Origin of the sequence: Fibrobacter sp. (genome assembly GCF_045112255.1) — a bacterium.
Classification (GTDB): Bacteria; Fibrobacterota; Fibrobacteria; order Fibrobacterales; family Fibrobacteraceae; genus Fibrobacter.
On record NZ_JBGUHR010000099.1, the window covers coordinates 65,331 to 84,949 of the forward strand.

13 protein-coding genes are annotated in these 19,619 nt (G+C 48.0%); 11 read left to right on the forward strand and 2 right to left on the reverse strand.

The window, feature by feature from the left end; genetic code table 11:
• Positions 1-330 precede the first annotated feature (330 nt).
• The 3 genes from ACJMM9_RS13090 (at position 331) to ACJMM9_RS13100 (ending at position 4,087) form a co-directional block, all read left to right on the forward strand.
• Positions 331-2,481: an FISUMP domain-containing protein gene (locus ACJMM9_RS13090; protein ID WP_405327772.1), complete on the forward strand. Its 2,151-nt coding sequence runs from the start codon at positions 331-333 to the stop codon at positions 2,479-2,481.
• A gap of 83 nt (positions 2,482-2,564) precedes the next feature.
• On the forward strand, positions 2,565-3,263 hold the full coding sequence (locus ACJMM9_RS13095) for a hypothetical protein (RefSeq protein WP_405327775.1): 699 nt from the start codon (positions 2,565-2,567) through the stop codon (positions 3,261-3,263).
• Positions 3,260-4,087 carry an ABC transporter ATP-binding protein gene (locus ACJMM9_RS13100; RefSeq protein WP_405327777.1) on the forward strand — a complete coding sequence of 276 codons (828 nt, stop codon included), beginning with the start codon at positions 3,260-3,262 and terminating at the stop codon, positions 4,085-4,087. Before ACJMM9_RS13095 ends, ACJMM9_RS13100 begins: the two co-directional genes overlap by 4 nt.
• A gap of 167 nt (positions 4,088-4,254) precedes the next feature.
• Here ACJMM9_RS13100 and ACJMM9_RS13105 read toward each other — a convergent pair whose 3' ends face one another.
• Both ACJMM9_RS13105 and ACJMM9_RS13110 read right to left on the reverse strand, forming a co-directional pair.
• Positions 4,255-6,132 (reverse strand): BamA/TamA family outer membrane protein, encoded by a 1,878-nt coding sequence (locus ACJMM9_RS13105; protein ID WP_405327779.1) that lies wholly within the window; start codon positions 6,130-6,132, stop codon positions 4,255-4,257.
• The gene (locus ACJMM9_RS13110; RefSeq protein ID WP_405327782.1) at positions 6,129-10,040 is read right to left on the reverse strand and encodes a hypothetical protein; all 3,912 of its coding nucleotides are present in this window, start codon (positions 10,038-10,040) and stop codon (positions 6,129-6,131) included. Before ACJMM9_RS13110 ends, ACJMM9_RS13105 begins: the two co-directional genes overlap by 4 nt.
• Before the next feature lie 327 nt (positions 10,041-10,367).
• Between ACJMM9_RS13110 and ACJMM9_RS13115 the strand changes: the two genes are divergently transcribed.
• The 8 genes from ACJMM9_RS13115 (at position 10,368) to ACJMM9_RS13150 (ending at position 19,289) form a co-directional block, all read left to right on the forward strand.
• Positions 10,368-12,449 (forward strand): peptidyl-prolyl cis-trans isomerase, encoded by a 2,082-nt coding sequence (locus ACJMM9_RS13115; RefSeq protein ID WP_405327785.1) that lies wholly within the window; start codon positions 10,368-10,370, stop codon positions 12,447-12,449.
• Between the two features lie 190 nt (positions 12,450-12,639).
• Positions 12,640-13,092, forward strand: a complete 453-nt coding sequence (ndk, locus tag ACJMM9_RS13120; RefSeq protein WP_014547101.1) for a nucleoside-diphosphate kinase — start codon at positions 12,640-12,642, stop codon at positions 13,090-13,092.
• Positions 13,093-13,132: 40 nt separating this feature from the next.
• Complete coding sequence (locus tag ACJMM9_RS13125) at positions 13,133-13,978, forward strand: succinate dehydrogenase cytochrome b subunit (RefSeq protein WP_109572250.1); 846 nt, start codon at positions 13,133-13,135, stop codon at positions 13,976-13,978.
• A gap of 11 nt (positions 13,979-13,989) precedes the next feature.
• Positions 13,990-15,903, forward strand: coding sequence for a fumarate reductase/succinate dehydrogenase flavoprotein subunit (locus ACJMM9_RS13130; RefSeq protein WP_088640072.1), 1,914 nt, complete (start codon positions 13,990-13,992; stop codon positions 15,901-15,903).
• Positions 15,903-16,679 (forward strand): succinate dehydrogenase/fumarate reductase iron-sulfur subunit, encoded by a 777-nt coding sequence (locus ACJMM9_RS13135; RefSeq protein WP_072811006.1) that lies wholly within the window; start codon positions 15,903-15,905, stop codon positions 16,677-16,679. Before ACJMM9_RS13130 ends, ACJMM9_RS13135 begins: the two co-directional genes overlap by 1 nt.
• A gap of 310 nt (positions 16,680-16,989) precedes the next feature.
• Complete coding sequence (locus ACJMM9_RS13140) at positions 16,990-17,781, forward strand: amino acid ABC transporter substrate-binding protein (protein ID WP_405327789.1); 792 nt, start codon at positions 16,990-16,992, stop codon at positions 17,779-17,781.
• A gap of 18 nt (positions 17,782-17,799) precedes the next feature.
• Positions 17,800-18,459 carry an amino acid ABC transporter permease gene (locus ACJMM9_RS13145; protein WP_405327791.1) on the forward strand — a complete coding sequence of 220 codons (660 nt, stop codon included), beginning with the start codon at positions 17,800-17,802 and terminating at the stop codon, positions 18,457-18,459.
• A gap of 8 nt (positions 18,460-18,467) precedes the next feature.
• Positions 18,468-19,289, forward strand: a complete 822-nt coding sequence (locus tag ACJMM9_RS13150) for an amino acid ABC transporter ATP-binding protein (RefSeq protein WP_405327794.1) — start codon at positions 18,468-18,470, stop codon at positions 19,287-19,289.
• Positions 19,290-19,619: the final 330 nt, after the last annotated feature.

Below are 19,619 nucleotides of genomic sequence, written 5' to 3' on the forward strand. Positions count from 1 at the left end.
GGCGCCGCAGTCTGCACTACGAAGTAGTGCCATGATTAGCCTTTTATCATTTTGTCAATGTTTTTTGTGGCGTAGCGAGTTCGGTCAGTGACGCTTGGAATAACATAAAGGCCAACCTTGTGATTGACGCCTACGTGATGCGCTTTGGCAAAGTCGATGGACGTAATATGCGCATTGTGCAAGTTAAAAAATGAAATCTAACTCACTGTGGTTAGCTTCTTTCAATCACGAACATCTGAATACTCCTTTTTCTAGCCCATTCAGGGGCTTTTGTTGTACATTCCCATTAATTTGATTATATTATTCTGAAGCGTGTCTTGGAGGTCTTGAATGAAAAAATCGCTATTTTATGCTCTAGCTCTACTGGCTTTTTTTTCTGCTTGCCAGGATAATTCGTCTTCGGTTTTGGATTTGCAAAATGAAATCTCTAGTTCTGCGGATGGCCCTTCAACTCCTAGAAAACTTGATTTATCTTCGTCTAGTTCGCGGGTTCCTGTCGTTTATGATAAAGATCCGAAATTTGCTTGCTCTGATTCTACGAAAATCTTTGGTGAATTTACGGATGCTCGCGATGGGCATGTTTATAAGACCGTTAAAATTGGGGATCAAGTTTGGATGGCGGAAAACCTAGAGTATAATCGTGAAAAATATACGGGAGAATCGAAGTATTATTATTCCTGGGTGGACGCTGTTGGGGGGATTGCTGCGGGTTGCTCTGGCGATGATGGTTCTGTAAGATTTATTAGCGATTATGTTTATAAAAATCTTTTTGTCTATGACGGTGTAACATTTCAAAATTGCCCTATTGCACGGCCTGCTCGCGGCCTATGCCCTGAAGGTTGGCGCATCCCTACTATAGAAGATTTTCAAACATTGCTGGATTACGCTGGCGGCTCAAAATATGCGGGTAAGTATCTGAAATCAACTACAGGATGGAGCGGAGTTGGAAACGGATTAGATTGTTTTGGATTCGGTGCTTTGCCCTCCTATAGTAAAGATTATGTAACCGGTCTCCATGAAGATCTTCATATTCTGACAGACGAACCAAAAGCGTTGTACATGTCTTATGAAAATGCCTTTGTGTATTTTACTTCTGTGACAACATATGAGGCGAGTGCACATGTTGTCCGCTGCATTCAGGGTGAAGGGAGAGTGGGGCTGGATATCCAAATTGACCGTGCCGAGAATACTTACGCAGGGCCTTTTGAATCGTTTACGGATACTCGCGATGGACATGTTTATAAAACAGTTGATATTGGCGGCTGGGTCTGGATGGCCGAAAATTTATCTTATGATTCCAAAGAGACTTACACTTATGAAGAGATGATTAATGCTCCGGTTACGGGGTGCTATTTAGACAGTTTAATATGGGGCGATGATTACGGAATGTGGAACTATTGCGCTGCTGAATATCCTATTCAGGGGATTTGTCCAGATGGCTGGCATGTTCCGAGTTCTTATGAATGGAGAGTCCTGAGTGCCTTTGTAAATGGTTTAAGCAATGCGACAAATTTTGCAGAAGGTGCTTATACAGGACCGATGCTGAAATCTACGAGTGGCTGGCCTGATGGAAAAAACGGCCTTGATGCATACGGCTTTGGTGCTAAGCCTCTTGAAGGAAAAGACCAGGTCCGCTTTTGGTCTTCAACGAATGCGGCAACCACATGGGATTGGTTTGGCAATGTCGTTTTGACAATTGGTGCTGACAGTGCTAGGTTAAAAACGGATGAAATTAATGGCTCCTATGAGGCTTCTGTACGCTGTCTTAAAGATGATGATAGCCAAAAGCGAACGTCTTCATCTCCTTCTGATTTTTCGATAAAGCCAGATGAACCCACTACTTATTCTGGCGAGTATGGCAAGTTTACAGATGAACGAGATGGCAATGTTTATAGGACTGTTGATATCGATGGTACCGTTTGGTTTGTAGATAACTTAAAATATGAAGTCCCAAACGCGTTGTCTTTTTGCAATTGTGCCGATACGACATCGTGTGATAGCCGTGGTCGCTTGTATCCTTGGAATGTGGCGAAAAATGCGTGTCCTGCTGGTTGGCGTTTGCCTTCTGTAGAAGAGGCTAATCATTTATTGACTCTTGCCGCTCAAACTAAATACGATTTGGGAGGTTTTGAACGTACTGACAAATTTTTAAAGGATACTGTAGGTTGGAAATATAAAGAGGGCTATAATACGTTCGGGTTTAGTGCTGTTCCTGCTGGTGAGATGTTTTATCGTTTTGATTCGTTATTTGTTATTGATGAAGAATCTTGTAATGTTCCCAAAGGCTACGAGGAATTGATGACAACTGGATGGTCTGCTTCAGCTGATTATTGGGTCGATGGAGAAAATGCAAAGGGCGAACAAGCCTATCTATGTATAAGCGAATCAGGTGTCAGTGAATTTGTTTCTTGGTATCCAACACCGCCTAATACTTTCAAAAACTATTATAGCGCAATTTCTGTCCGCTGCGTCAAGAATTAGACGAAAAAAACGCATTCTACTTCCTACTTCCTACTTCCTAGTCAAAAATAAAACCTATCTTTGTTTCGACAACACGAGGTTTTATGCAGTCCTGGACTGATATTAAGAAAATTGAAAATCCTACTGAGGCCGAACAGCTCGAAGCTATCGGTATGAACTGGTATGCCATCAGCCTCATCCAGAACCCGACTGAAACAGTGCAAAAGGCTGCTTTTGAAAAAAATGAGCAGGCCATTCTTTATGTGAAATGTGGCCCTTGCGAAGCTTTGAAGCAGTCGCTTAATGCTATGGACGAGGCTAAGTTCCTCGCCGCATTCAAGGCTGAACCGAACTTGCTTAAGTTTGTCACGAACCCGGCTCTTCTCAAGGTCGCCGTATCGCAGGACTGGCGCATTGTCCGTAAGATCGATGGTGCTTCTGATGAACTTTGGGCCGAGGCCGTTCGTCAGAGTGCGGATGCTTTGAAATTTATTCACAATGCCGGCGAAAAGGTGCTCATCGCTGCTGTTGAACGCGATTGGAAGTATCTCCAGGAAATCGAAGTTCCGACGGCGGCTGTTGTTGTGGCCGCAGTCAAGCAGGACTACCATGCGTTTGAATACGTGAGCATCCGTCGCCGTACAGAACCGGTGCAGCTTGCCGCCGTCCGCGCGGACTGGCGTTGCATCCAGTACTTGCAGCGTGCGAGCGAAAATGTGCAAATGGAAGCGGTGCGTCAGTCCAAAGATGCGCTCAAGCTTATCAAAAATCCGACGCCTGCAGTCAAGGAATTCTGTGCGTGATTGAACTTGATTCGGTGACATTCCGTTATCCGAAATCCACGGCAGATGCTCTGTCAAATATTTCTCTTAATATCCCGCAAGGGGGTTTCTTTGCACTGATTGGCCCTAATGGCGCAGGCAAGACAACATTGTTGCGCTTGCTTTGTGGTCGCCTGGGATCATTCAAAGGTTCTGTCAAAATTGACGATGCCTTGCGCAATTCCGCAGGATTTCTGAATGCTGAAAAATACGGCGTGTTGCTCGAAAATCCGGGAGTCTATCCGAAACTTTCCATCAAGGAATACCTCCAGTATTTTACGGGCTTTTATGGCTTTGGCGCAGAAGAATGGCGCGAAAATGGCGCGATGCTGGAGCGGTGCAAGTCTTTTGCTGAACGCCTCAAGTTGCCGCCACTCGATAAGCGTTTGGAAACGCTCTCGCTTGGAAACCGACAAAAAGTGCAAATTGTCCGTGCGCTTTTGCATAGTCCAAAGCTTTTGATTCTTGACGAGCCTGTCGCCAATCTCGACCCGATTTCAAGAGATACGGTTTGGCAATTGCTCGACGAATGGCGCAAAGAAGAAAGCGGAACGGCGATTGTCTGCTCGCATGTGCTTGCCGAAATGGACCAGTGGGCAACGGATTACGCCATTATTGACTGCGGGCGAGTCTTGAAAAGCGGGCGAGTCGCCGATGTCGGGGCTGATACCACTTCGTTTAAGGTAAATGCCGCTGGCGTGTCGTCTGAACAAATCCGTGCTGCCCTTGCCGCCGCCGGAATCACCGCTGACGTTAATATAGAGCATACAAGCCTTTCAAAGCTTTATCGTTCAATCATTCAGTAAAATACTGGATCTCGTCGCAAATGTTGGTACGAGAAATTATGGTTTCCCTCCCAAATGTAGATACAAGAAATTATGGTTCCCCTACGCTTCGCTTCGAGGATGACATGGTCGAGAATGACTGACTGAGAATGATGGCTCCAGAATGGCCGTGGTGTAATGCAGTCGCATTAGAACGCTTGCGACAGGTCAAATGCAAATCGGCTCCAGGTAAAGCCTTCTGATTTGTGCCAGTTGGTTAGCCCTTTCTTGAATGCATAATCTAGGCGGAATGTAAGGAACTGCCAGTGGTAACGGATGCCAAGTCCAAGGCTTCCGTCTTGCCTGTCCTTGTAGTCATCGTCCTTCATGTCCTTGACCATGGCCCAGTCGCAGAATTGCACGATTTGCCATTTGTTTAAGGATTTCCACGGGAGCGTCCAGCGGAGTTCCTCGTTGATGCGGTAATACATCGGCGTAAGTGCCGTGTTAATGACTTCTTTGCCATTTTCATCGGAGCTTGTGTAGCTTGCGTAAATGCTGCGGAATCGGAATCCGCGTACAGAACGGGAACCACCTTGATAGAATACGCGGGCGTCGTCTTCAATGCCTTTGTTAAAAAATCTTCCAATGCTTCCGCTAAGTGCACCATATAGAGTCCAGAAAAGCGGCGAGTATAGGTTCATGGTCGCTTCGCCATATGTGTAAAAACGTCCGTCTTCGTAATCTGTTTTATCGCTAAAGTTTGTTCCAAGACCTGCTGTCGGTGACACTCGGATACCCTTTGTCGGGTTGAAGTAATCATCGGTGTAGTCAAATGTCAAGGCTATTTCGCCCTTGAGCTTGAAAAGCTTATCTTCGTTTTTGCTCACGTATCGGGTATCGATCGTTCCACGGAATCTGATGTTGTTTGTAATGCCGAAGGTCAAGTCCCCGCGGTTGATTATTTCGTAACGCTCTTCGACGCTGTCTGGATATGCAGGTGGATTGATCTTTTCATGGTTGAATGAAAGGCGGTCTACAAAGCGGATGGCTGTCGGGATGAATGTAAATGCCGTACCGAATAAAAGCGGGTTTGCGTATCCAAGAGTGATTTCCTGTTTGTGCTGCGCAATCTGGATACTTGTCGAAAATTCATTGAACTTTCCAAAAAAGTTCTTGTGGTCCGCGTAAGCGAGTGCTCCAAAACCGTAAATTTCTTCAAAGAAAAAGCCATATCGAGCTTCACCTGGCACACGTTCAATCACATCGAGATGGACGTCCGAAAGTCCGTCTGCACGAAGAGAGTCGTTCAGCTTGACTTGGGTGAATAGCTGTGTAGAATAAAGCTTGCTCTTGAAGTTAAAATATTGGTTACCGTCAATGATTTCTCCTTTAGGGATTCTCCAAAGCGATGAAAGCCATGCGGTATCCGAAAGCCCCTGTTCTGGTGCCGCTTTCTTGTCGTTTTTGTTGACGGCGCGCTGTGTCGTTGTGATGATGTTACCCATCAAAACTTTAGGGCCTGGCCTTACATTGATGATGACGTTGATTTTTTTTGCGGTAGTATCGACATGTTCTTCCGATGAAAGGTAAACATGCAAATTACCTTGTTTGCGGTAAGCTTTCTGGATTTCCTGGAGATCTTCTGAAATGTCCTCTTGATTGTAATACTTGTGCTGTGAAATTTTTAGAGATTTCACGTCTACAGGTATGGCCTCGTCATCCTCGGAGATAATCTGGGCTTCATTAAACCGGTAGCAGTCGCCCTCTTTTACCGTAATTACGTAATTGCGTTGCAGACTTCCGTCAGAGCGCGGTTCGCGATTGATCTCAAATTTTAAGTCAAGGCTGTAATAGCCGCGAGAATAATAAAGTGCTCGGACATTTTCTGATGACAGGCGCATCAAAAAATCTTGCTTGATCGTATCCAGCTGCCCGAATTCTTCGGGAATATCGAGCTGCTCGTTTAATTGAAAGTTTGAGAAAACCTTGTTCCCTTCAATGGATACAGACCACGGGTGCTTTTCTTCGTTTTCTGCATACGAGAGCGCCGAAAATAACAATAATGCGCAAATCAATAAAATCATTTTGCGTTCTCCATAGGTCTTTTTTCGACGGCTTTCTTTTCTTTACCGGGTTCCATTTCAGGAGTATCGTTCGGTTGGCGCATTGCTCTTGGCGGGCGTACCGTTTCGCAGCTGCCAATGCCCAAAATGCATGGGTTCCAGAATTTGTACGTGTAATTGATACCGATATTTTTTTCGACACGGTTTTCGTTGCTTTCTGTACCCGTGTTGGACATGTACTGCTTTGAAATGAGAAGTCCGTTCAAGGATAGCGATGGTGAAAGATGATTCTTGTGAGAATATTCCTTGTCCTGGAACACAGGAAGCGTGTAGGTTGCGCCAAATTGTAAAGCCTGGTCGTAAGTCGGGTTCTGGCTTTGGTCTTGAGTATAGCCGAAAATGAGGCTCAAGTTTTTAACCCAGCGGTCCAGCGAAATTGGAACCTTGACGTATGAAGAATCCTTTTCGTTGCCGGAGTTGTCGAACAACATGACCTTCATATCGATATCTCCAATGTAGTCGCCACCAAGAGTCTTGTTGGCCGTTGAAGAGATGACCTTGCCAATTGCTTTACCGGCGAGCTTGTTCCAGTCTGTCGATTCGCCTGATTCATTTGCAATACATCCAAGGAATATGTTGTAATAAGTCGCCGCAGCGGTAGATTCTGTTCCGCAGTTGGAACTTGGGTTGGGCTGTGGGTTGGTTATGGTGCCTTGAATGTCAAAGTTGATAGGACAGGTTTCTTTGTCCTTATCTTCGGGTTCGGAGCAATAGGGGAGTTCCTGTGAACTTGAAACATCGATGATGCCATGCTGCCAGGGCACGTCGTTCCAGGAGATGCTGAAGGAATTCAGGTTGAATTCATAGAGATCCTTAACTCCGATGAATCCGTTGTCTGCATTGGTGACGTCTCCACGTAAAATAGGTCTTGTCGTTGTTCCGAGCACCCAAATGTCGAACGTAAGCGGGAAGGCCGCAAACGGCGTGATGATTTCGACAGAGTCGCTTTGTGAGTCGCTTATGTGGAACGCCAGGTCGATTGGACTTGATACGGATATCTTTGCCTCTGTCTTTTCCTTGCTGCGCAGGCTTGCAATTGCGTTGTTCAGGAGCGAAAGAATCTTGTCAAGAGAACTTGGCGTGATTTCGATTTCCAGATCTTTTCTGTAGACGAGCTTATCGATGACGAAATTGCCGCTAATGCTCTTGTTCTTGATCTGTCTTTCTTGCGTGTGCGGAATATTAAGCGTAATATCGCTTTTGCCAGTGAGCTTTGCTGTACCGTACGTTTCGTCCTGGAATGAATACTGGATCATGGGAATGTTTGCCACGAGGGACATCTGGTCCGCAGAATCCACTAGATGGCTTTTTACATTCAGGATGGTTACAGTGTGATTGTCTGTTTCGAGCGTGTATTTGTCTGTGCTGATGTCAATGGCGTCGAGATGCATGTTTTGCAAATCGTAGAGCAATGTTCCGAAAACCAGGTCGCCGATTTCGTTTTGCGTTGAAACTTCGTTGATCGCAAGAATTCCGTCTTTCAGGTCGCCTCTCACGTGGATCGGGAAGTCTGTGGGAAGCGTTGAATACTTGACGATGGTGGAGTCCGACCAGATCTGGGCGGTGATTCCTTTCAGCCCTTCGCGAAGCTTTGCCTGAACGTCGATCTTCATGTCGGTCTTTTCAATTTCGGCTCGAGTTTCTGGCAATAGCCATGTGCCGCCAATGTTGACCGTTCCGAGAAAATCGAGATCGTTATTGATGGTGCCGTTGCCTTTGATGTATCCGCTATTGGGACTTATGTATGTAAGATCGACCTGTCTGTTGGGATCAAAAATGTCGTTTACGACGACATTGGCGTCTCCAGTCCAGACTCCGTTTAAGATGTCGAAGTTGGTGAGAATCTCGATCTTGTTCTTTTGTGCGGACACGTTCAACTGTTTGAGATTCAACAGCTCGGAAGGAATGTTCGTAAAGCTCAGGTCCTTGAACTCGATATTTCCAAGCAGGCCGGAATCTTCTTCAAAGGAAATTTCGCCGTTAAAGCTGCCAGATGCAAGCGTCGTGTCTCCAAGCGGTTCCAGGAGAATTGGCAAGTTGAAGTCTTCTGCAGACGCCCAGGCATGCAATACCTGTATGGGGAGCATGGCGGTCGGCTTGAAGTTTGGATTCGAATCGTTCGGCAAGATGAACGATCCTTGCATGGCGACTTTGTTACTGTTGTGAGTAAAGTTCGCTTTGTCGATAAAGACCGTGTCGCCGACTTCCCTGATTTTTGTGTGCCCGTGCAAGATAAACGGCTCCACGTTTCCGTCGATATCCAGTTCGGCCTCGCCGACTCTAGAATCAAGATTGTAGTCGATGGATCCTGTAACGGTGCCCTTAAGCTTGTCGCTGAGTTCGATGTCCGAGAACGGTATGGTCGATATTTCGGCATGGTCCGCTTGTGCCCAGACGAGGAGCGAATCGCCGACGTGTACGATTGTTTCTGCCGAGCCGCCGTTCTTTTGTTTCAGACGCCAGGAAGTGTGGAGCGTGGGATCGTGGTAATCGACATCGCCAGAAATGGCATATTCTTCGTTAGGTGTGTAGATCGTTGCTTTTGGAAATTCGATGTAGTCGCGATTGAGATCAAGAATAAGCTGTAGACGGAGCGAGTCTGCCTTGAAATGGTAGGCGTTGATGATGGAATCGATCTTGACGTAGGCGCGTAATCTGTTGTTTTGATAAGATCCGATTATCTTGGGGTTCTTGCCGATTTCGACGTTGCCCCTGACCCAGTCCAGTGCCCATGGTTCCATAGCGGAAAGGTTTGCTGCAAAGAAAACTTTGAGGCTATCTTTGGTTTTCACATGAGCCTTGACAATGGATCCTTCGCGAGTTTCGATCGATGCGTCAATATCGTTTCCTGTCTTGGTCAGGGACTGGATGTCCATGTCCATTGGCATCATTTGCGGACCGTACATGGCGCTCATGTTTGCGATTTCGCCAGAAAAGTCAAAGTCCAGTTTATCGTCGATCGATCCGTCTAGGCTGATTGATCCGCCTTCGTTGTTGTGGAAAAATGATTCAATATTTGTTTGTTTGGGCGAACCGTTGATCTTGATTGTCGCGTAGAGCGGAAGGAACGGCCAGAACTCGCCAATGTGGGTCTTGAGAGTCAGGTTGTACTGTAGCGTCTTTTTGCTGAGCGAAGTCGAAACGCTGCCGTTTAAACTCAAGTTGCTTATCGAGGGGATGGACTTCGACAGTTTCATCGGGACCCAGTTCAGCGGATCCTTGACATTTATGTTTGTAGAAGCCTTTAACTGTGTGAGGTCTTTTTTGGGCGCGGAGGCGCTCAACGAAATGTGGTCGTTTGGCGTTTTGATATTTCCATTGACAAGGATGTTCTTGTCGGCAAAGTCCACATCAAGCTGTAAAGACGCGGTTTCCTTGATGTAGCTACCTTCGATATTGTTTGCGCTGAGCGTGATGTTTCTTTGACCGATATTCTGGGCTTGGATATTTTCTGCTTTCCAGTCCATATCTCCCATTTTAAAGTCAATTTTTCCGATGTTGACCTTCACGGGGAACGGAATCCTGACATTGTCAGGAAATTCAATGGGTTCGATTTTTGAAGAATCCTTTTCTGTTTCGCTTGTGGTAGAATCCAGAACCTGGTTGGCGGACACTTCCTTTACATCGAGGACTATGCCTCTGTCGTCTCCGAATGGCGTGATGTCAAGGTGCGGACCGCGTATCATGTATTTCGAAGGCCCCTTTTCCACGAGGATAGAATCGTAAAAGTGGTCCAGGAGGTTGTTTTGACGGTGACCGTAAGGGGTTATGGTGACATCGCCAAAAGTATGGGGGGATGAAAGTACTTCTTCGATGGCAAAATGCACATACCAGACGCCAAGAGCGATAGCGCCTACAATCGCCGTCATGATCGCGGCTTTAACTGCAAAAATCGATAGTAAACTCTTCAAGTACCCTTAATATAGATAATGTTCATATCTGTAAATGGTTGCAGATGTGGAACTTACGCTTGAAAGTACGCCAAATTTGCAAATTACGGTTTGTTTAGAATAAAGTATTTTGCGATTGGTCGTTAGTCATTGGTCATTAGCCGTTGGTTCATGAATTTCTAAATCCTGAGTTAGGATTTCTTGCCATAAAAACTATTGACTAGTAACTAATGACTATTGACTAATAACTAGTAACTACTAACTAAAAAATTGTTATATTCAAGCACACACATTTATGAGGACTTTATGAAAAAAGCTTTGCTTGCGATTTTCTCTTTCTGTACCCTTGTATTTACAGGATGTAATTCCATTGGTGAGAAGGATACCCTTGTGGCCAGGGTGAACGGAGAACCCATCTACAAGGAAGACTATGCCTTCATGATGCGTGTGGGCAATATAGTCCCGAATACAGAACAGATGAGAAAGGCTTCGGGTTCTCTCTTTAGCCGCAAAGCTCTTTATACGGTCGCCCTTCAGAAGAGTCCTGAACTCAAGGAGAAGCTTGCTAGCCACAATGTGGCTCTGGAAAACTACCTTTTGACGTTTGTTTATCAGCGCCTGTTCTCGATGGACCGCTTGATGTACAGCGATAATGAACTGGCTTTCTATTACGATAAGCATCGTGACCAGTTCCCGGATTCCCTTGCTTACATGAATCTTCGTGATAAGATCGCCGATGCAATGTATATCGAGTCTCATAAGGATTCCCTGAAATCCTTTGCGATGTTGCACAGGAATCTGGCTGATTCTACAGCTGAAGTTGAAATTACGGATGATATTAAGGAAAGTTTTGTCTCGGACCATCGCCAAAGGATTGTTCGCGAAACCGGTCCAGCTCTTTTGAAAAAGTTCAATATTCAGGAAACAAAGATTGAGATGCCATCGGCGGAAGAGTACTATAACCGTCATCCTGAACTTTACAATACCCCGATGGGCTATGTCGTCTATCACGTTGAATCGGCGGATTCCGCATCTCTTGCAAAGCGTTTCAAAGGCAAGAAAATCGATCTCAACATGTTCAAGAAAATCGCATCCAAGTATAGCGAAAACAAAGAAACTAAGAAGGCGAAAGGCTATGTCGGCAAGGTCTTGCTCGGCCATTCGCTCCCGTATGAGATTGGCTTTGTTTCGAGAATGTTTATGGAATTTAGTTCTATGGAAGACGGTTCCATTTCTCCGATCATTCGTTCTGAATCGACGGGGCGTTACCATGTCTTTTATCGCGAATCTTTTGTTCCGCCAGTTCGTAAACCGTTCGATCGCGTTCGCAAGGTTATTGAACGAGAACTTGCTACGACTGCAAATTACGAACTCGACTCGAACTATGTGCTTGTAACGAAAAACGGTGAACCCGCCATTCGTGAAAAGGATGTTATTGCTGTATATGATGACAATTCGGCGATGCTCCGTTCCCGTAGATCTCATGACCAGATTGTGAATGCTCTTGCGCTTCAGCTTGCTTTTGCTTCGGAAGCACGTGAAGTGGGGCTTGACCATTCTTGGGAATACCGTGCGATGAAACGCCAGAGCGATGTGGATTACGTTATTAAGCTTTACAAACATAAAGTTCTTACCCGAGTCTCGGTCCCCGAAGATTCCCTCAAGGCTTTGTATTCTCGGATGGGGAACCCGGCTCACCCGAATATGGGCTACGAAGAATCCCGTGCGGAATTGAGTGACTGGTTCGTAATTCCTGAAAATCTCATGAAGAGAACCTATTACTATGCAGAAGAAGATTATTTGCCGAAAACCTACGAAGAGGCAAAGAAGCAGGTGTTCGAATCGGCTTATCTGACATACCGTTCTGGTCGTTGGGACAAGGAAGTTGTGACGTCCTGGGGTACGGCCAAGGTGGATCTTTTTGCAGATAACATAACGCTTTTGCCGCAGGAATGGTCCGTTGATCTTGCTGTGAGATCTGCGGATTCCCTCTATGCGCAGGCCAAAAGTATTGAAAAGGCTTATCTCGCCTGGTCTGGAATCCGCGACCGCTATGTGGACATTGATTCTGTCGCCCGCAGGGCGACTTTTGAACTTGCTCATATCTTTAGCGACAGGGAAAATTTCAACGAAGCCCAGCGCGAATACAGGGCCTTCTACAAGACTTGGCCGGATTCTCCGGATGCCGAAAAGGCGATGTTCAGCCGCGGATTCATCTTGAACGAAAACCTGCACAAGGATGATGAAGCGCTCAAGGTCTTTGAAGAATTCAAGAAGCTCTATCCGAAGAGCGAACTCAATGAATCTGTCGATTGGCTTGTCCAGAACATCAAGAGCAACGGCAAACTCGCCGATGATTTGATGAAAAAAATCGAAGCAGAAGAGTAGCGGTTTAGACGAGAGAACGGCGGATCTCGCCTACAGACTAGAGACGAAAGATTATAAAATGTCGCTTCGCGATATTATTTATGGGATTTTTTCAAGCTCTAGTCTAAAAGCAAGTTTTTCTCTCGTCTCTCCTCTCTCGTCTCTCGTCTAAAATCTATATTTCTCACATCTTTAACTAAAAGGTACTACTATGGAAATGACATTTGCAATGATCAAGCCGAACGCAGTCAAGTCTGGCTTGGTTGGTCGTATTATTGATCGCTACATCAGTGCCGGTCTCTCTGTCTGCGCCGTCAAGATGCACCAGATGACCTCCGAAGATGCTCGCGGTTTCTACGCTGAACACGTCGAAAAGCCGTTCTTCCCGGAACTCGAAGCCTACATGACCAAGGGTCCGTCCGTGATGCTTGCTCTCGGTGGCGAAAACGCAATTGCAAAGGTCCGCGCCATTAACGGTGCTACCAATCCGGCCAAGGCGGAACCGGGTACCCTCCGCTACGATTTTGCACCTTCCATGACCGAAAACGTCGTTCACAGCTCCGATAGCCCGGCATCTGCAGAACGCGAACTCGACTTCTGGTTCAAGAAGGAAGAACGCTACGCTTACGAAATGCCTTCTCTCAAGGCCTGCTGCGTCCTCTAATTTTTAACAATAAAACAATCCTTCTAAGGAGTAGACTCAAATGCAATGGATCATCAAGTATCTTACCTCGTCCATTGGTAAGAAGCAGATCATGGGATGCACAGGCGCCTTCCTGGCTCTGTTCATCTTTGGCCACATGTGTGGCAACTTCCAGCTCTTGAACTTCGACCAGGCTGCGGCACAGGCGTCCTACAACGCTTATACCGAATTCCTGACCGGATTCAACCCGCTCCACTTCCCGGTGAAGATGATTTACCTCGTCGAACTGGTACTCGTGGCTGCCTTTGCCATTCACATCTTCCTCGCTATCAAGCTGAAGATTGAAAACAAGAAGGCTCGTGGCGGAATTGAATACGAAGTCAATGCACGCAAGGGCAAGAAGACTTTCGCAACCTTCACCATGATCTGGTCTGGTCTCTTCATTCTCGGCTTCCTCATCCAGCACCTCATGATGCTCAAGTTTGGCGAACACTACCTCTATGTGAACGACAAGGGCGAAATCATCCGCGACATGTGGCTCACCACGATCCAGATGTTTGCAAACCCGGGCTGGGCTGCATTCTATGTTGTTAGCATGTTCGTCATCGGCCTCCACCTCTTCCACGCCATCTCCTCTGCATTCCAGACGATGGGTATCGCTCACCAGAAGTGGACTCCGATTATCGATATCGCGGGTATCGTTTATAGCGTCGTCGTAGCTCTTGGCTTCGGCATCACCGCTGTTGCCTCTTACTACCTCGCTAACCAGCCTGAAACCCAGGCTCTTATCGAAAAGTCCCGTAGCCTCCAGCAGCAGTACGAACAGCAGAAGGCCAAGGCCGACAAGGCTGCTTTCGTCATTCCGTCTGTTGGCGAAGTACAAGTTTCTTTCAATATTGAAAAGTAAGGAGCCCACTAATGATTCTTGATTCTAAAATCCCCGGTGGTTCCATCGAAGAAAAGTGGACCAAGCACAAATTCGAACTCAAGCTCGTGAACCCGGCTAACAAGCGTAAGTTCACAGTGATCGTCGTGGGTACTGGCCTTGCAGGTGCATCTGCTGCCGCATCCCTCGGTGAACTTGGTTACAATGTCAAGTCTTTCTGCATCCAGGATAGCCCGCGCCGTGCCCACTCCATTGCTGCACAGGGCGGTATCAACGCTGCTAAGAACTACAAGAACGATGGCGACTCCGTTTATCGTTTGTTCTACGATACTGTTAAGGGTGGTGACTTCCGCGCTCGCGAAGCCAACGTTCACCGCTTGGCAGAAAACTCCAACTTGATCATCGACCAGTGCGTCGCTCAGGGCGTTCCGTTCGGTCGTGAATACGGTGGCCTTTTGGACAACCGCTCTTTCGGTGGTACGCAGGTTTCCCGTACGTTCTACGCTCGTGGTCAGACGGGTCAGCAGCTCCTCCTCGGTGCATACCAGGCCCTCATGCGTCAGGTTGCCGCCGGTAAGGTCAAGATGTTCCCGCGTCGCGAAATGATGGACCTCGTCGTGATTGACGGCAAGGCTCGCGGTATCATCGTCCGTAACCTCATCACTGGCGAACTCGAAAGCCACGTTGCAGACGCAGTCTGCCTTTGCACTGGTGGTTATGGTAACGTCTACTACCTCTCCACGAACGCTCAGGGTTCCAACGTCACGGCTGCATTCCGTGCATACAAGCGCGGCGCTCTCTTTGCAAACCCGTGCTACACGCAGATCCACCCGACCTGCATTCCGCGTCATGGCGACCTTCAGTCCAAGCTCACCTTGATGAGTGAATCCCTCCGTAACGACGGTCGTATTTGGGTTCCGCGCAAGGCTGGCGACACTCGTTCTCCGGACCAGATCCCGGAAGAAGATCGTTACTACTACCTCGAAGAAAAGTACCCGAGCTTCGGTAACCTCGTCCCGCGTGACGTGGCTTCCCGTAACGCCAAGCAGGTCTGCGACGCAGGTCTCGGCGTGGGTAACACCAAGCAGGCTGTGTACCTCGACTTCGCCGACGCTATCCAGCGTATGGGCGTTGCTGGCGTCTCTGCCAAGTACGGCAACCTCTTCCAGATGTACGAAAAGATCACAGACGAAGACCCGTACAAGGTCCCGATGCGCATCTTCCCGGCTATCCACTACACCATGGGTGGCCTCTGGGTTGACTATGATTTGATGTCCACCATCCCGGGCTGCTTCGTTCTCGGTGAAGCTAACTTCTCCGACCACGGTGCAAACCGCCTCGGTGCATCTGCTCTTATGCAGGGCCTCTCCGACGGTTACTTCGTGATTCCGTTCACCATCGGTGGATACTTCGCAGGTACCAAGCTCGAAAAGGTCTCTGAATCCGATGCCGCCTTCGAAGACTGCAAGAAGCAGACCGAAGAACGCATCCACAAGCTCCTCTCCATCAAGGGTCACCGCACTGTTAACGATATCCATCGTGAACTCGGTAACATCATGTGGGAATACGTTGGCATGGCTCGTAACGAAGCCGGCCTCAAGACGGCTCTCGAAAAGATTCCGGCACTCCGTCAGGAATTCTGGGAAAACGTCAACGTGCTCGGCTCCGAAGGTTCCTTCAACCAGAACCTCGAACGTGCTGGCCGCGTTGCTGACTTCCTCGAATTCGCCGAAGTCCTCACTCTCGACGCTCTCCATCGTAAAGAATCTTGCGGTGGCCACTTCCGTGAAGAAAGCCAGACTCCGGAAGGCGAAGCAAAGCGCGATGACGAAAACTTCTGCTACGTCGGTGCTTGGGAATACAAGGGCGACGGTATCGCACCGGAACTCTCCAAGGAACCTCTTACCTTTGATAACGTCCACCTTGCTACTAGGAGCTACAAATAATGAGCGGACTGAATTTGACTTTGAAGATTTGGCGTCAGAAGGATGCCAAGACCAAGGGACAGTTCGAAACTGTCAAGATCAACGATGTTTCTCCGGACATGTCCTTCTTGGAAATGCTCGACATTGTGAACGAAGAACAGATGAAGCAGGGCAAGGAAGGCTTCGCTTTCGACCACGACTGCCGCGAAGGTATTTGTGGTATGTGCTCTCTCGTCATCAACGGTATGCCGCACGGTCCTGACCATGCAACGACTACCTGCCAGCTTCACATGCGTAAGTTCAAGGATGGCGATACCATCGTGATCGAACCGTGGCGCGCTGCCGCATTCCCGGTTATCCGTGACTGCGCTGTGGACCGTACCGCATTCGACCGCATTATCGCTGCCGGTGGCTTCGTTTCTGTGAATACCGGTGCCGCTCCTGAAGCATCCACGATCCCGGTTCCGAAGGCTGATGCCGACCGCGCATTCGACGCTGCTGCTTGCATTGGTTGCGGTGCTTGCGTCGCTGCATGTAAGAACGCTTCTGCTATGCTCTTCGTCTCTGCTAAGGTTTCTCACCTCAGCTTCTTGCCGCAGGGCAAGGTCGAAGCAAAGAAGCGCGTTTTGGCCATGGTCGCTCAGATGGACAAGGAAGGCTTCGGCAACTGCACGAACCTTTACGAATGCCAGGCTGCCTGCCCGAAGGGTATCACCGTCGATTACATCGCCAAGATGAACCGCGAATACCTCGGCGCAACAGTCACCTACGCCGAAAAGGTTTACGGCAAGGACTAAGGTAATTAGGAATTCGGAGTTCGGAATTAGGAATTGAATTACTAATTCCAACTTCTTAATTCATAATTATAGAATGTGTCATCCTGAGCGGAGGCGCATTGCGCCAAAGTCGAAGGATCCAAAGCGTTAAAAAGGGACCGCAGCGATGCGGCCCTTTTTTTTGTATAAAAACAGCAATTGTCCAAAATTCTCGGGAAAAGGTCAATTTTTCGGGAAATTCCCAAAAGAAATAGTAGCCTGGTCGTGTTCGATAGGCTGTGCAATGAGTCTCTTTCCTATATTTGCTTTGTAAATTAACAAGGAATCTACGATGAAAAAGATTTTTGCCATTCTTGCGACGGTAGCTTGCGCTGCTTTCCTTTCTGCCTGCAACGACCAGAAGTCCGAAACAAAGGCCGCTGCCGACGAATCCTTCAACAAGGTCAAGGCGGCAGGCGTGTTTGTGCTTGGCCTCGACGATTCTTTCCCGCCGATGGGCTTCCGCGACAAGGACAACAACATCGTGGGTTTCGACATTGACCTTGCGACCGAAGTTTGCGCTCGCTTGGGCATCAAGCTCAAGACGCAGCCGATTTCCTGGGACGCGAAGGAACAGGAACTGAACACCGGCAAGATTGACTGCATCTGGAACGGCATGAGCGTTGACTCGGCACGTGCCAAGGCTATGAACCTGAGCGATGCCTACCTCAAGAACCGCATGATTTTCACGGTAAAGGACAAGTCTCTCGCAAACCTCGCTGCTCTTGCGGGCAAGAAGATTGCTGTGCAGAACGGCTCTACAGCTCAGAAGCTCTTGGACGCATCCGAAGCTGGCAAGGCTGCCAAGGAAATCGTCCCGTTTGACGACAACCAGACGGCTCTCATGGATTTGGACAAGGGCGGTGTCGATGCCGTGTTCCTCGATGAAATCGTTGCCAAGTACTGGATTGTCACGAACGCTAAGCCGTACATCGTTCTGGAAGAAGGTCTCTCCGACGAAGTCTACGCTGTGGGCTTCCGCAAGAAGGATCAGGCTCTCCGCGATTCTGTGAACAACGTCCTCGCTGCGATGAAGGCTGACGGCAAGTTCGCTGAAATCTCTGCCAAGTGGTTCGGCAAATAACGCTCGGCGCTCATTCCCATGTCTGACTTAAGCTCTTTACTCCCGATTCTCTGGGGCGGTTTCTGCACGACGCTTGCGATTTTCGCGCTCACGCTCCTGTTCTCGATTCCGCTCGGCTTGCTTGTGGCGGTCCTCAAGATGAGCCGCTACCGCATTGTGCGTTATCCGGTTTCGTTCTACATCTCGGTTATGCGCGGGACTCCGCTACTCCTCCAGATTGTGGCGATTTACTTTGGCTCGTACTACTTGAGCGAATACACGGGAGTGGCGTTATCGTTCGACCGTTTCCCGGCGGTGATTGTCGCGTTCTCGATAAACTACGCGGCTTACTTTGCCGAAATTTTCCGCGGTGGCATCCAGTCGATTCCGAAGGGCCAGTACGAGGCCGCTGCAATGCTTGGTCTTACGCGCGGTCAGACTTTTTATCGCATCATTCTCCCGCAGGTGGTCAAGCGCGTTGTGCCTGCAAGTGCAAACGAAGTCATTACGCTTGTGAAGGATACTTCCTTGGCGCAGGTAATCGCCGTGACTGAACTTTTTGCGCTTGCGAAAAAGCAGCAGGCCGCCTACGCGAGCATTTATCCGCTATTTGTGGCGGGCGTGTTCTACTACATTGCAAATTTGCTTTTGAGTGTTGTCTTTGCTTACGTTGAACGTAAGTTGGATTACTACAAGTGAGGCGTGTCATGGATTCTCAAGTTCAGTCTGTTATCATCAATGACGCGTCCCAGGATTCTTCTCCGATTCTCGAAGTCAAGCATTTAAAGAAGTCCTTTGGCGACTTGCATGTGCTCAAGGATATTTCGTTTGATCTCAACGCAGGCGAGGTGCTTTCGATTATCGGGCCTTCTGGTTCCGGCAAGAGTACGCTCCTCCGTTGCTTGACGCAGCTTGAAACGTTTGAAGCGGGCGAGGTGCGTGTCGATGGCAAGGATATGGTCATTCCCGGTTCTTGCATTGGCGGAAAAATCAAGTACGCTCCCGCAAAGACGCTCCGCGACATTCGCCTTTCGACAGGCCTAGTGTTCCAGAACTTCAACTTGTTCCCGCATTTGACGGTTCTCCAGAACTTGACGCTTGCGCCGATTCGTGTGCTTGGAGAAAATCGTGAAGATGCCCGTGCGCTTGCCCGTGTCTTGCTCAAACAGATGGGGCTTGAAGGCAAGGAAAAGTCTTACCCGTGTGAACTCTCGGGCGGTCAGCAGCAGCGCGTGTCCATTGCCCGTGCGCTTGCTTTAAAGCCAAAGATTCTCTTCTTTGATGAACCGACGAGCGCTCTTGACCCGGAACTCACGGGCGAAGTCCTCAAGATTATCAAGAAGCTAGCCGAAGACCGCATGACGATGGTCATCGTGACGCACGAAATGGCATTTGCACGAGATGTGGCGAACAAGGTCATGTTCATGGACCAGGGCGTTGTCGTGGAACAGGGAACTCCTGATTTTGTGTTCAACCAGTCTCAGAACAAGCGCTTGAGTGCATTCCTGGAAAGATTTTCAAGAACATAATACATCCAAATTTGCCAATTTTGAGCAAATTTAGGGATGTTGTAAATTTTTTTAATTTTTTTGTTAAAAATTGTGGGATTTTTTTCCTACAATTTTGTATTTTTCCCCCATCTTTAACAAAAACACATTATTTTAATAACATTTCATGTTGTTTCAAGGAGTCCATATGAAAAAACTCATGATTGCATCCGCTATTGCCTTGATGTGCTTTAGCGCAAACGCTTTTGCTGAAGATGATGGCTATGGTAACGATATCCCGACTGCAAGGGAATAAGGTACCGTTGATGATGGCTATGGGAACAAGCTTCCGTCGTCTGGTGAATCCGAATT

Coding starts and splice junctions, on each gene's coding strand:
- ndk (WP_014547101.1), top strand. CDS start 12,640: ATGGAAATGACATTTGCAATGATCAAGCCGAACGCAGTCAAGTCTGGC.
- ACJMM9_RS13090 (WP_405327772.1), top strand. CDS start 331: ATGAAAAAATCGCTATTTTATGCTCTAGCTCTACTGGCTTTTTTTTCT.
- ACJMM9_RS13095 (WP_405327775.1), top strand. CDS start 2,565: ATGCAGTCCTGGACTGATATTAAGAAAATTGAAAATCCTACTGAGGCC.
- ACJMM9_RS13110 (WP_405327782.1), bottom strand. CDS start 10,040: ATGACGGCGATTGTAGGCGCTATCGCTCTTGGCGTCTGGTATGTGCAT.
- ACJMM9_RS13135 (WP_072811006.1), top strand. CDS start 15,903: ATGAGCGGACTGAATTTGACTTTGAAGATTTGGCGTCAGAAGGATGCC.
- ACJMM9_RS13125 (WP_109572250.1), top strand. CDS start 13,133: ATGCAATGGATCATCAAGTATCTTACCTCGTCCATTGGTAAGAAGCAG.
- ACJMM9_RS13115 (WP_405327785.1), top strand. CDS start 10,368: ATGAAAAAAGCTTTGCTTGCGATTTTCTCTTTCTGTACCCTTGTATTT.
- ACJMM9_RS13105 (WP_405327779.1), bottom strand. CDS start 6,132: ATGATTTTATTGATTTGCGCATTATTGTTATTTTCGGCGCTCTCGTAT.
- ACJMM9_RS13150 (WP_405327794.1), top strand. CDS start 18,468: ATGGATTCTCAAGTTCAGTCTGTTATCATCAATGACGCGTCCCAGGAT.
- ACJMM9_RS13145 (WP_405327791.1), top strand. CDS start 17,800: ATGTCTGACTTAAGCTCTTTACTCCCGATTCTCTGGGGCGGTTTCTGC.
- ACJMM9_RS13130 (WP_088640072.1), top strand. CDS start 13,990: ATGATTCTTGATTCTAAAATCCCCGGTGGTTCCATCGAAGAAAAGTGG.
- ACJMM9_RS13140 (WP_405327789.1), top strand. CDS start 16,990: ATGAAAAAGATTTTTGCCATTCTTGCGACGGTAGCTTGCGCTGCTTTC.